This window comes from Comamonas sp. (assembly GCF_036666375.1).
In the GTDB taxonomy this organism is placed as follows: Bacteria; Pseudomonadota; Gammaproteobacteria; order Burkholderiales; family Burkholderiaceae_C; genus Comamonas.
In genome coordinates this window covers 58,037-70,867 of sequence record NZ_JAVWWA010000014.1, presented here as the reverse complement: position 1 = coordinate 70,867, position 12,831 = coordinate 58,037, and the positions used below count along the sequence as shown (strand labels likewise).

Annotated in this window: 12 protein-coding genes; 6 read left to right on the top strand and 6 right to left on the bottom strand. The window is 67.7% G+C overall.

The window, feature by feature from the left end; all coding sequences use genetic code 11:
* Both RR928_RS05655 and RR928_RS05650 read right to left on the bottom strand, forming a co-directional pair.
* Positions 1-662, bottom strand: a 662-nt coding sequence (locus tag RR928_RS05655; protein WP_332681732.1) for a class I SAM-dependent methyltransferase, incomplete at its 3' end; no start/stop codon positions are given.
* A gap of 334 nt (positions 663-996) precedes the next feature.
* Entirely contained in the window at positions 997-1,932 is a 936-nt protein-coding gene (locus tag RR928_RS05650) for a LysR family transcriptional regulator (RefSeq protein WP_332535153.1), read from the bottom strand.
* Positions 1,933-2,226: 294 nt separating this feature from the next.
* Here RR928_RS05650 and catA point away from each other — a divergent pair, with 294 nt between their 5' ends.
* The 3 genes from catA to RR928_RS05635 are packed head-to-tail and all read left to right on the top strand — an operon-like array spanning position 2,227 to position 6,014.
* Positions 2,227-3,162, top strand: a complete 936-nt coding sequence (gene catA, locus RR928_RS05645; RefSeq protein WP_332535151.1) for a catechol 1,2-dioxygenase — start codon at positions 2,227-2,229, stop codon at positions 3,160-3,162.
* A gap of 24 nt (positions 3,163-3,186) precedes the next feature.
* Entirely contained in the window at positions 3,187-4,458 is a 1,272-nt protein-coding gene (locus RR928_RS05640) for a GTPase (RefSeq protein WP_332681730.1), read from the top strand.
* On the top strand, positions 4,455-6,014 hold the full coding sequence (locus tag RR928_RS05635; protein ID WP_332681728.1) for a hypothetical protein: 1,560 nt from the start codon (positions 4,455-4,457) through the stop codon (positions 6,012-6,014). Before RR928_RS05640 ends, RR928_RS05635 begins: the two co-directional genes overlap by 4 nt.
* Before the next feature lie 15 nt (positions 6,015-6,029).
* On the opposite strand, the gene RR928_RS05630 is transcribed toward RR928_RS05635, so the two are convergent.
* The 4 genes from RR928_RS05630 to RR928_RS05615 form a co-directional block, all read right to left on the bottom strand.
* Complete coding sequence (locus RR928_RS05630) at positions 6,030-6,536, bottom strand: flavin reductase (protein WP_332535145.1); 507 nt, start codon at positions 6,534-6,536, stop codon at positions 6,030-6,032.
* Between the two features lie 66 nt (positions 6,537-6,602).
* The gene (locus tag RR928_RS05625; protein ID WP_332535144.1) at positions 6,603-7,361 is read right to left on the bottom strand and encodes an SDR family NAD(P)-dependent oxidoreductase; all 759 of its coding nucleotides are present in this window, start codon (positions 7,359-7,361) and stop codon (positions 6,603-6,605) included.
* An 82-nt stretch (positions 7,362-7,443) separates the two neighbouring features.
* The gene (locus RR928_RS05620) at positions 7,444-7,818 is read right to left on the bottom strand and encodes an IacB protein (RefSeq protein ID WP_332535143.1); all 375 of its coding nucleotides are present in this window, start codon (positions 7,816-7,818) and stop codon (positions 7,444-7,446) included.
* 29 nt (positions 7,819-7,847) lie between these two features.
* A complete protein-coding gene (locus RR928_RS05615; protein ID WP_332535142.1) occupies positions 7,848-9,029 on the bottom strand; it encodes an acyl-CoA dehydrogenase family protein in 1,182 nt (393 codons plus the stop codon).
* 583 nt (positions 9,030-9,612) lie between these two features.
* Here RR928_RS05615 and RR928_RS05610 point away from each other — a divergent pair.
* From RR928_RS05610 to RR928_RS05600, 3 genes are all read left to right on the top strand, one after another.
* A complete protein-coding gene (locus RR928_RS05610) occupies positions 9,613-10,761 on the top strand; it encodes an ABC transporter substrate-binding protein (protein ID WP_332535141.1) in 1,149 nt (382 codons plus the stop codon).
* An 18-nt stretch (positions 10,762-10,779) separates the two neighbouring features.
* Complete coding sequence (locus RR928_RS05605) at positions 10,780-11,811, top strand: branched-chain amino acid ABC transporter permease (protein WP_332535139.1); 1,032 nt, start codon at positions 10,780-10,782, stop codon at positions 11,809-11,811.
* A partial coding sequence (locus RR928_RS05600) for a branched-chain amino acid ABC transporter permease (protein ID WP_332681725.1) occupies positions 11,808-12,831 on the top strand: 1,024 nt, incomplete at its 3' end. The genes RR928_RS05605 and RR928_RS05600, both read left to right, overlap by 4 nt.

Sequence of the window (12,831 nt, the reverse complement as noted above, 5' to 3'; positions counted from 1 at the left end):
GTGTGCTTGACCGAAGGGTGCTGTTTCGCGCGCCCTATGGCAAGCCAGCACATCACATCGAACGCGAACGACGAGCCCGCGGGCGCGCGCTCGCCGAACGTGCGAAAGATGGCTTGCACTTCGGCAGGCTGCAGATACATCAGCACGCCCTCGCAGAACAGAAACACCGGCGCGCCGGCGCGCGTGGCCGGCAGGCCCAGGCGGTCCCACCAGTCGGGCGCCGTGAGGTCCAGCGGCAGCACGGCGTGGCGCTCGCCAGTCACCGGCAGCAGCGCGCGCCGGATCTCCAACACTTCGGGCAGGTCGGCATCGGTCATGCGCGCCTGGCCGTTGTCGAGCCACTGGAAATAATTTGACAGTCCGCAGCCCAGGTTGACGAGATGACCGTCCGGATTGGCCTGCAGAAACTGCGCCGCCAGCGCCCGAAAGCGCTGCGTGCGCGCCAGCACGCCGTAGACACTGTGCCGATCGCGCAGCCACTCCAGCCCGTCGTCGCCCAGTGCCTTGAGAATGCGCGCCGCATCCGCGTCGCCCAGCGCCAGCGCCGGGAACATCGCGTCGCCGAACGCACGCGCGGCCAGCGGAATGCGCAGCGTCGACGGCACGGCCGACAGCGGTGCGTAATGCAAGGGTGTTGCTGGAATGTCGAGTTCTCGGTCCATATTCACCTCCGGAAAATCACGCCACGCACGCCTGGCGATCTCTGAGGGAACGAACCGTTGTGTCGCCTGCGCACGGAACAGGGAAATGATATGGCATCGCGGAAAAAAAGCATGGCTGGCCGGCGAACCGATGGCTAGCAAAAACGACCTTGGAGACGGTGAAGTCTCGGATCGCCCCACGATGAAACGGGTGCAAAGCGCGGGTTGCGCTGTGCAATGGAATGAATCATAGCCTCATTGAGAATGAATATCATTCAATGACCTTGCGCTGCGCAAGGGTCTATGCCGCCAGGTAGCTTGGCCAGGGCGGATGCGATGGCCGCAGCGCCCGGCCTCAGCCCGCGGCCCCGGGAAACTGCGGAAAGCCCATGCCCAATGCGGTCGGCGCGCTGCGGTACAACTCGTCCACCAGCTTCTTCACGCTGGCGATGTACCAGCCGTCGTCATTGAGCCGGTGGCACATGATGATCGGCGACGTCGCCTGGAGGTCGGCAATCGGCCGGTAGCGCAGATCGGCGCGGAAGGTCGCCGATGCCGGGATGATGCATACGCCCGCCTCGGACGCGACCAGGCCCAGTGCCGTCTGCAGTTCGTTGACTTCGATGATCTCGGCGGGCCGCACGCCGCAGCCCTCGATCAGCGCCAATATCTGGTCCGCAAAGCTCGGCCGGGGATTCTTTGGATAGACGATGAGCTTCTGGTCCGCAAGCTCCGCCAGCCACATCGGCTGCGGCGGCTTGGCCGTGCACGGGGTCGTCGCGGGCATGGCCAGCACCAGCCGCTCCTCGCGCAGCACGATGCGCGCCACGGCGCTGTCGTTGGCGCCGATGCGGCCGAAGCCCAGGTCTATGCGCCCCGTGCGCAGCGCCTCGACCTGCTGGATGGACGACAGCTCCACCAGCCGGATATCCAGCTTGGGGTGCTGCTGGCGCAGCTTGCGCAGCAGGATGGGCACGCCGCCATACAGCGTGGAAGGCACGAAGCCTATCGACAGCGTGCCCTGCTGGTTCAGGCCCAGCCGCCGGGTCTCGGCGGCCATCTGGTCGATGCGGTTGAGCACCTGGACCGCCTGCTCGAAAAGAAAGCGTCCGGCCTCGGTCAGGCGCAGCGGGCGGCTGTTGCGCAACAGCAGCGGCACGCCCAGCTCCTCCTCCAGCAGCTGGATCTGGCGGCCCAGCGGCGGCTGCGCCATGTGCAGCTGTTCAGCGGCGCGCGTGAAGTTGCGCTCGCGTGCCACGGCGACGAAATACTTTAATTGCCTCAAATCCATAAGGGAAAACCATAGAAGGTCTGTTTTACGCCATCAGCCGATATACGTCAGCAACTTAGCGCGCAACTATACCTTCAGGGTTTCAAACGAGACCAAAGAAATACTGGATTTACGCAGTATCTGCGCATCCAATGCAGGCTATGCCAGCCGCCCTGCCCGGCCCCAGCGACTGCTCCACGACAGGCGCGCACCAGCCGTCGATGCCGGCGCGCTGCGGGGCCCCAGGCAAGGCACTGCCATGGGCGGCCTGAAAGCCTTGCGGCCTGCCTTTTCATCATTCTTCAAGGAGCCACGATGAGCGTACGTATTTTCGACACCCCTGATGTGCAGGACTTCCTCAAGACGATTGCCGGCCTGGGGATCGACGGCGGCAATCCGCGCACCAAGCAAATCATGCACCGCATCGTGAGCGATCTGTTCAAGATCATCGAGGATCTGGACATCACGCCCGACGAGTACTGGGCCGCGGTCGCCTACCTGAACTTCCTGGGCGCGCGCGGCGAGGCCGGGCTGCTGTCGCCCGGCCTGGGCGTGGACCGTTTCCTCGACATGCGCATGGACGCCCAGGACGCGGCCGACGGCGTCGAGAACGGCACGCCGCGCACCATCGAAGGCCCGCTCTATGTGGTCGGCGCCCCGGTGTTGCAGGGCCATGCCAAGCTCGACGACGACAGCGACCGCAACGGCCACCCGCTGATCATGCAGGGCACGGTCTACGGCGCCGACGGCCAGCCGCTGCCGGGCGCGCAGGTCGAGGTCTGGCATGCCAACACCAAGGGCTTCTATTCGCACTTCGACCCGACGGGCGAACAGGCCCCGTTCAACATGCGCCGCACCATCATCGCGGATGACAAGGGCCACTACAGCTTCGAGAGCATCGTGCCCAAGGGCTATGGCTGCCCGCCCGATGGCGCGACGCAGGCGCTGCTCAACCAGCTCGGCCGCCACGGCAACCGCCCCGCGCACATCCACTTCTTCGTCACCGCCGACGGTCACCGCAAGCTGACGACGCAGATCAACATCGACGGCGATCCGCTGGTCTACGACGACTTCGCCTACGCCACGCGCGACGGCCTGGTGCCGCCGCTGGTCGAGCGCACCGATGCCGACAGCATTGCCGCCTGGGGCCAGAAGGGGGCATTTGCCGAGATCGTTTTCGACATCCACCTGTCCGAGCTGGTCAACGGCGTCGACAACCAGATCGTCGAGCGCGCGCGCGCCGCCGCCTGACGGCGCCGGCCAGGGAGTAGCGACTTGCCGCGCGCCGATATCTTCGACCAGCTCGAACACGCTGTCCTGCCCGTGCTGCCCGGCCGGGCGCACGAACTCGCGCGCCTGCGCGCCTTGCACGAGCAGGAGGGGCTGAGCACGGTCACCGTGATCGGCAAATACAACCACGGCAAGAGCCGGCTGCTCAACGAACTGCTGGGCGAGGACCGGTTTGCGGTGGCAGACAGGCGCGAGACCACGCAGCTGAGCGTCCATGTGAAGGACCGCGTGCGCTGGCTGGACGCGCCCGGCCTCGACGCCGATGTGGACCAGGCCGACGACCGCTTTGCCCGGCAGGCTGCGTGGCAGCAATCCGACATCCGTCTGTTCGTGCATTCAGCCAAGGAAGGCGAGCTCGATGGCCGCGAGCGCCGCCTGCTGCACAAGCTGAGCGCCGATGCCGACGCCACGCGGCGCCAGACCCTGCTGGTGGTCTCCCAGGTCGACCAGGCGGGTGACGACGCGCAATTGCACCAGGTGCTGGGCGCGATCGGCCAGCAGGCACCGGGCATGGCGCTGCATGCCGCGTCCGCCACGCGCCATCGCCAGGGCATAGAGGGCGGCAAGCAGTTGCTGATCGAGCGCAGCGGCATTCCGGCGCTGCGCGCTGCGCTGGCCCGGGCGCTTGGCCAGGTGCCGCAGGCGCGCGCGCATGAATCGGCGCAAATGAAAAGCGCCATGCACCAGGAGCTGGTGCAGCGCCAGGCCGCGCTGCGCGCGCAGTGCACCGGCCTGCAGCAGCAGCAGGCACAGCAGCGCCGGCAGTTCGACCTCGACCTGGACGCGGTCTTCGACCAGGCCAGGCAGGATCTGGCCGAGGTGATGTCCACGCCCGGCCCGGATCTGGCGCTGCAGCCCGACACCGCGGCCGACAGGTTCCGGCTCACCACGGGCCGGCTGGAGCGCGCACGCCTGCAGGTCGCCTACTCCAAGGTCTGCATCCAGCTCAACGCGGCCTTGACGCGGCACGGCGCCATAGAACTGCCCACGGCCCAGCACACCGCGGCACGCAGCCTCAACAGCGTGATGGTCGCAGTGCTGGGCGTCTCGGTGAAATACCGCGAGGACCTGCAGCGCATGTTCTACCAGGACGCGGGCCGCGATGCACTGCAGCGCGACTTCGCGCGTTATTACGAGATCTCAGCCGACCGGCAGGCGCTGGCCGCGCGCATCGACGCAGTCCGCGACCAGCTCGCGGCGGCGCAGACGGCGCAGCAGGCGCTGCAGACGCTGGACCAGCTGGAAATCCGGGCATGAGCGGGCTGGACCATGAGCAGCAGTTCATGGCGGGCATCGAGGCCCTTCAATGGGAGGCCGGCGATGTGCAGGCCACTGTGCAGGCGCTCGATGACTGGCTGGACCGGCTGAACGCGCTGCTGCTTGCCGGCCCCTTGCGCTGGCCCGGTCTGCAGGACGGGCATGCACTGGCCGCGGCCGCCCAGGCCGTTCATGCACGCCTGCAGCAGGACGTGACCGACTGGCATGGCCGGCGCCAGGACCTGGGCGCCACGCAGGCGCTGGCCGAGCTGCTCGGGCACAGCGCCATCTTCCTGGTGTTCGGCAAGTTCAATGCGGGCAAGAGTTCGCTGTGCAACTTTGTCGCCGATCGCTTCGCGGCGCGCGGCCATGCGGTGGAGTACTTCTGCATCGAGGCCGGGCGCATGGTGGCGCTGCCCGGCGCGCGCTTGCAGGAGGGTTCGACCGAAACCACGGCCACGCTGCAGGGCGTGCGCCTGGGGCGCAAGCTGGTGCTGTTCGACACGCCAGGCCTGCACTCGGCCACGCCGCAAAACGCCGCGCTGACGCAGCGCTTCACCGACAGCGCCGATGCCGTGCTGTGGCTCACCAGCTCGGCTTCGCCGGGCCAGGTCCAGGAGCTCGACGAACTGGCACGCGAGCTGCACCGCGGCAAGCCGCTGCAGCCGGTGCTCACGCGCAGCGACTTCTTCGAAGAGGACGAAGTCGCGGGCGAAATCGTCAGGGTGCTGCGCAACAAGACGCCGGGCAACCGCGCGCTGCAGGAGGCCGATGTGCGCCAGCGCGGCCGGGACAAGCTGGCGCAGCTGGGCGTGCCGCCGGCGCTGCTGCTGGCGCCCGTGTCCGTGTCGGTCTACGCGGCGCGCGCCCCGCAGCCGACCGCTCAGGCGCTGGGCGCGGCGGGTTTCGATCGCCTGTGGACGGCGCTGCAGCAGATCGTCGGCCAGGCCCAGGGCTACAAGCAGCGCAAAGCCGCCGAAATCGTGCTGCACCATGCCGAGGAATGCGTGCTGCAGAGCCTGGAACGTGGCGCTGCGCCGCTGCTGGCCGCGCTGCAGCAGGCCATCGCTGCGGAGCGCGCCGGCCTGGCCGGCAGGCAGGCCGCGCTCATCACCCAGGTTTGGCGCAGCGTGATTCCGGCGCTGCCCGAACTGCTCGAACGCCATGCCGAATCTGGCGATGCGCGCGCCGTGTGCGCCCAGGCCCAGTGCCTGCTCGAAGCTGCCTTCGCCCAGGCCGCGCCGCGCGCGCTTGCGGGTTATGGCGGCGCGGCGGCGCTCGCGGCGCCGCTGCAGCTGGGCGAGAACGCGCGCTATGAGCGCATCGGTGAAGGGCGCGCCGCGGTGATCGATCCGACGCCACTGCACGCCGCGCTGGAGCAGGCCATCCATGCCTGGCTGTCGGAGTCCGCAGCGCAGGCGCTGCAGCCTTGCCAGTTTGCCCTCGACGCGCTCGAAGCCAGCCTGCAGAAACTGCAGGCCGACCTGGACGCGCGGCGCGCGGCGCTTGCGACCATCAAGGCCAGGCTGCGCTCCAGCACGCAGCCGGCGCATTGACGCCGGCAGGCCGCCTCAGGCGCGCAGCGCGACGCTGCGCTCGCCCAGCGGGTGGTAGCCGCGGTTGAAATACGCCAGGCCCTGCGCGTCCTGATCGCCGATGCGCATCGCCTGCAGCTCGGCGAAGAAGATGCTGTGCGAGCCGACTTCATGCACCTGGATGATCTCGCCGTCGAAGCTGACCAGCGCGCCGTCGAGCGCCGGTGCGCCGGTCTGCAGCCGGCGCCACGGCGCCTGGTCGAAGCGCTGCGCCATCGTCACATCGCGATTGGCGAACAGCGCCGACAGCGCCTGCTGGTCCGCGGCCAGCACGTTGACGCAAAGCACCTTGTTCTCCACGAAGAAACGGTGGGCGAAGGACGCGCGATTCATGCAGACCAGCAACGTGGGCGGCTGGTCGGTGACGCTGCAGACCGCGGAGGCGGTGAAGCCGGCGGGGCCGGCGGCGCCGTCGGTGGTGATGACGTTCACGGCGCCGGCCAGCCGGGCCATGCCGTCGCGGAAATCGGCAAGCGCGATCATGCTGCGGCTCCTCGGATGCCGGGCGCGATGCGCGGGAATGTGCAGGTGGTCATGTCTTGTCCCGTCTCAGCGCATGAAGATGCCGCCGTTGATGTCCCAGGCCGCGCCCGTGGCGAAATCCGCCTCGGGCGAGGCCAGCTGCACGACCAGCCCGGCCACGAATCGCGGATTGCCCAGCTTGCGCACCGGAATGGCCTCGACCAGCCGCGCCAGGCGCTGCGGCGGCACGGCCGCGTGCACCGAGGGCAGGTCCATGGGGCCGGGAGCGACCGCATTCACCGTCACGCCCCGGGAGGCCAGTTCGCGCGCGAAGATCTTGGTCAGCGTGAGAATGCCCGACTTGGACGACGCATAGTGGGCACCGGAGGCCGTGCCGCCGTTCTGGCCGGCCAGCGAGGCGACGTTGATCATCCGGCCGTAGCCGGCCTGCGCCAGCGCGGCGCCGAACACCTGGCAGCCCAGGAAGGTGCCGCGCAAATTGACGCGCAGCACCATGTCGAACTCTTCGGGCGTGATCTCCATCACCGGGGTGGTCAGCGTGACCGCGGCATTGTTGACCGCGACCTGCAGGCCGCCCCAGCGCTGCTGCACGAACGCCAGGGCGGCCTCGAAGTCCGGCTTGCGCGTGACATCGAGGCCCAGGCCCGCGGCGGATGCGCCGCTGGCGTCCAGCGCCGACGCGGCGGCATGCGCGGCGTCGGCATCGCGGTCGGTGATCGCCACGCGGTAGCCGGCAGCGTGGAGCGCCTGGGCGATGCACAGGCCCAGGCCCTGGGCGGCCCCGGTGACGATCGCCGTCTGTGGCGGGGTGGAAAGTGGAGACATGGCGCGGGTTCCTTCAGAGGGTGGACGATGCGGGTCGGCGCATCGGTCGATTCGATCAGGCGGCTGTTGCCGCCATGGACGCTCAGGCGGCGTAGGCGGGAATGCTCAGCTCGCGGCCCACGCGGGCTTCGACCTTGGCGTACTTCCACAGCTTGTAGGTGCCGTCGCCCACGGGGGTGGTGCGAAACAGGTTGCAGGCGGCATGTACCGTCTCGAGGTCGGGAACATCGGCCAGCACATAGGTTGTCCAGGGCCAGCCGTCGCTCGGGCCCACCATGGCGCGATCGTCGTCGAGGTTGCCCAGCACGGTGACGCCGGGCAGCTGGCCAATGCCCTGCATCATCTGCACGAAGGCGGCCCAGACATCCTTGGTTTCCTGCACCGTGGCGTCAAAGAAGTTCTGGTTGATGCCTATGCAGAACAGCGTGCGCAGAGGGGGTTTGTTTTCAGTGGTCATGTCGATCTCGGTGAAGTGGAAAAAGCGGATCAGAGGTAGCCGGGCAGCGGCTTGAGGCCGAACAGCACGGCACCGGCGTTCTGGTAGGTGATGTCGCCCATGAAGGCATGCTGGGTGATGACCAGGCTGTCCTGCACCTGGGTCGACAGCGGGCAGTCCTGGTAGATGCCGGTCATGCCGGCCTGCATCTGGATGCTGCGCGTGACTTCGGCGCCGGTGCGCGTGGCAAAGGTCGCGGACAGGCGCAAGGCGCTGACCGCCTCGACACCGGGTGTCTCGCCGCGCAGCAGCAGCTCCCAGACCTCGTCCATCGCCTCGTAGAAGAAAGCCCGGGCCGAGCGCAGCTGCGCCTCGCAGCGCGCAATCTCCATCTGCACCTGGGGTCGGTCGGCGGTGCGCGGCGCGCCGGTCACCGAGACGCGCCCCGTGGCCAGGCCCTTGAGCTCCTCGATCGCGGCGCGCGCAATGCCCAGCGACACCACGCTCAGCACCTGGGTGGCAAGCGACAGGCTGGGGTAGCGAAAGATAGGCGCGTCGAACTGCGAGCGGCTGCCGCGCACAAAGGTCCACTCCTCGGGCACCACGACCTTGTCGACGACTAGGTCGTGGCTGCCCGTCCCCGCCAGGCCGATCACGTCCCAGTTGGGCTGGACCGATGCGCTGGCGCGCGGCAGCACGGCCATGCGCGGCAGCGGCTGGGCATCCGCGCCTTCGGCCACGATGCCCACGCCCACCACGGTCGCGCCCAGGCAGCCGCTGGAAAAACTCCAGCGGCCCGACACCTCGTAGCCGCCAGCGACCGCCTTGGCGGGCTGCGGCGGAAAGATGCCCCCGGCAAACACCACGTCCGGCGTGTCGGCATAGATGGCGCGCAGCGTGTCCGGCGGCAGCGACGCCAGATAGGTCACGCCCATGCCGAAGCTGGCCACCCAGCCGGCCGAGCCATCGGCCGCGGCAATGCGCTCTATGAGCTCGCAGAAGAAGCGCGGCGAACGCTGCTCGCCGCCCAGCGCGCGCGGCACCAGCGCGCGATACACGCCGGCGGCCTTGAAGCCTTCGATGACATCAGTGGAAATGAATTGCTGCCGGCCGAACTCGCGCCGGCGCGCGCGGATGTCCTGCAGCAGCGGCGCCAGCGCATCGGCGGGCGGCTCCTGGGAAGCGGCCGGGTGCGTGGCCATGGCGTCGGTCTGGGTATCCAGTGCAAGCATGGATGACTCCTTTCAAGGGCGGGAAACGGCAGCGCCGTGGTCTCTGGCAAACACCGCAGTGCCGCGGCAAAGCCGCAGACAGCGAACCATCAAAGTAGAAATATTTTCATATGAATGCATCTTTTAACCTTTTTTCCGGTCTGATCAGCGCCGCCAAATTGCATCTCCCGTGCGTTGATCCAGCGCAAAAGGTAACTCAATAAAACGTGAATCGTCAACTAATTTTCACGCAATATTTTGAAGCTCGGTTTTGGTGCAAAAACGCACCAAACCCGCTACACAGCTGGGAATTTGCACCACACTCGACCTTCATGCCCCGCCAAAAACCTAGCGTAAACCCCGATAAATTCCCGCTTTTTATGCGCGGCAATCTTTGAAGAAATTGCGTGAAAAATCAGTGTTTTCCCCATACTCACGCCCGGCATGCATCTGGAGAATCCGAACATTTCCATCCATATGCATACATTTTTGTCCATGCGTTTCATCAATGAAAAGCATGAAGATGGCACGAATGCTGCTGAAGGCGAAGCGCAGTTCTGCCGTGCTTGCCCTTCCTGTTCAACGACACCCCACGAGGTCCCCCATGTCATTCCAACGCGTGCTTCCCGCCCTCTTCCTCGCCACGGCCTTCTGCGCCGGCGGCGCCCAGGCCCAGATCAAGGTCGGCGTGATCTCGTCGTCCAGCGGCCCGGTGGCGCTGGTCGGCATACCGCAGAAGAACACCGTTGCCCTGCTGCCCAGGGAAGTCGCGGGACAACGCATCGACTACGTGTCGCTGGACGATGCCTCCGACCCGACCGCTTCGGTATCGGCCGTCAAGAAGCTCATCAACGAGGAGAAGATCGACGCGCTGATCGGCCCCAGCGGCTCGCCCAACGCCATGGGAGTGATCCAGTTCGCGGCCGCCGCCGGCATTCCCATGCTGGCCCCCGTGGGCACGGCGGCCGTGGTGTTGCCGATGAACGCGCAGAAGAAGTGGGTGTTCAAGACCACGCAGAACGACGACCTGATTGCCTCGGCCCTGGTCGACCACATGAAGGCGACCGGCATACGGACCGTGGGCTTCATCGGCGCCGCCGACCCCTATGGCGAGAACTGGGCCAAGGTCACGGGGGAGCTGCTGCAGGCCGCAGGCATCAAACTGGTTTCGTCCGAGAGCTTCCAGCGCCGCGACACCTCGGTGACCGCGCAGGCGCTCAAGACGCAGGCCGCGCGCCCGGACGCGGTGCTGATCGCTTCGCCCGGCAGTTCGGCCGTGCTGCCGCAGACCACGCTGTTCGACCAGGGCTACAGGGGCAAGGTCTACCAGACCCATGGCGCGGCACTCGATGAATTCCTCAAGCTCGGCGGCCGCAAGGTCGAGGGCACCATCCTCGCGGCCAGCAGCATGCTGGTGCTCGACGACATCCCGGCCAGCAATCCGACCAAGGCCGTCGCGACCCGCTACGTCGCCGACTACGAGAAGCTCCATGGCAGCAAGCCCGCCACGTTCGGCGCCAACGTCTACGACGCCGGACTGCTGCTGCAGGCGGCCATTCCCGCGGCGCTCAAGCAGGGCGCGCCCGGCACAGCGGCTTTCCGCGCGGCGCTGCGCGATGCACTCGAGCAGACCCGGGAGCTGGCCGGCACGCAGGGCGTCTACAACATGACGCCAGCCGACCACAGCGGCTTCGACCGGCGCGGGCGCGAACTGATCACCGTGAAAAATGGCCGCTGGGCGGCGCTGAAGTGACGTCCCGAGGTAACCGACATGGATTCTCAGATTGCCTTGTTGCTGGGACAGGACGGACTGACGAGCGGCGCGATCTACGCGCTGCTGGCCCTGTCCCTGGTGCTGGTCTTCAGCATCACCCGCGTGCTGCTGGTGCCCCAGGGTGAGTTCGTCACCTTCGGCGCGATGGCGATGGCCGGCATGCAGGCCGGCAAGCCCGCGACGCTGGCCTGGCTGCTGCTGGGTCTGGCGGCGCTGCGGCTGGCGCTGATGCTGCCGGCCGCGCTGCGCCGTCGCCGCCTTCCGGCCGCGCGCAGCTGGGGCATGCTGGCGTATGCCGTCGCCTTGCTGCTGCTGCTGCGCAACCTGCCGCTGCAGCAGCTGCCCATGGCCGTGCAGGCGCTGCTCGCGCTGGCCATGGTGGTGCCCATGGGGCCGCTGCTCTACGACATCGTGTTCCGCCCCATTGCCTCGGCCCATGCGCTGGTGCTGCTGATCGCGTCGATCGCGCTGCACGGCGTGCTGGTCGGCGTCTCGCTGCTGATGTTCGGCGCCGAAGGCGCGCGCAGCGAACCCTTCTCCGGCAACGGGCTGGCGCTCGGCGCCGTGACGTTCAAGGCACAGACGCTGTGGGTCATAGGCGTGACGCTGGGGCTGCTGCTGGCGCTCTATGCCTTCTTCAACCACACGCTGCTTGGCAAGGCGCTGCGCGCCACGGCAGTGCAGCGCCTGGGCGCGGAACTGATGGGCATCTCCACCGCCTTCGCCGGCCAGGCATCGTTCGCGCTGGCCGCCTTCATCGGCTGCCTGTCGGGCATCCTGATCGCGCCGCTGACCACGCTGTACTTCGACAGCGGGTTCCTGATCGCGCTCAAAGGCTTCGTCGGCGCCGTCACCGGCGGCATGGCCAGCTATCCGGTCGCCGCGCTGGGCGCCGGCGGCATCGGCCTGGTCGAGTCGTTCTCGACTTTCTGGGCCAGCGACTACAAGGAAGTGATCGTGTTCACGCTGATCCTGCCCTTCCTGTTGTGGCGCTCCCTCACCACCCGGCACACCGAGGAAGAAGCATGAGTTACGTTCCCCCTTCCAACCTGCACGACGGCGCGCCCGCCGCCGTCGCACGCCGCCTGCCCGCGGCGCGCGTGCTGCTCATCGCGCTGGTGCTGGCGCTGGCGGCCGTGCCGCTGCTGCCGGCCTTCTACGTGACGCTGTTCAACAACATCGGACTGGCTGCGCTGGTGGTGCTGGGCGTGGTGCTGCTCACGGGCGTCGCCGGCATGACGAGCTTCGGTCAGGCGGCCTTCGTCGGCACCGGCGCCTATGCGACGGCCTGGATAGCCAGCGCCAGCGCCCTGCCCGCGTGGCTTGCCTGGGCCGGCGGCTCGCCCTGGTTTGCGCTGCTCGCCGGCCTGCTGGTCACGCTGTGCGTGGCCGGCCTGCTGGGCGTGCTCACGCTGCGGCTCTCCGGCCACTACCTGCCGCTGGGCACCATTGCCTGGGGCATTGCCGTCTACTATCTGTTCGGCACTTTCCAGTCGCTCGGCGGACACAACGGCCTGGCCAACCTGCCCGCGCTGCAATTGGGCGCATGGACGCTGGAGCGCGGCGAGCAGATGTTCTATCTGATCTGGCTGCTGGTGCTGGCCAGCAGCTGGGCGCTGCACAACCTGCTGGACTCGCGCAGCGGCCGCGCCATCCGCGCGCTCAACGGCGGCCAGGCCATGGCTGCCTCGATGGGCGTGGACGTGTTCCGCGCCAAGCTCGCAGCATTCCTGCTGGCCGCGCTGCTGGCCAGCCTTTCGGGCTGGCTGTACGTCTACACGCAGCGCTTCGTGAGCCCCACGCCCTTCGGCGTCAATCAGGGCATCGACTACCTGTTCATGGCGCTGATCGGCGGCGCCGCCCAACTCTGGGGGGCGGTCGTCGGCGCCGGGCTTTTCATCCTCGCCAAGGACTGGCTGCAGGACTGGCTGCCGCGCATCTTCGGCGAGACCGGCAACTTCGAAGCCATCGTCTTTGGCGTGCTGATCATTCTCGTCATGCACCGCGCTCCGACCGGCGTGGTCGGCTGGCTGAGCCAACGCTTTGGCC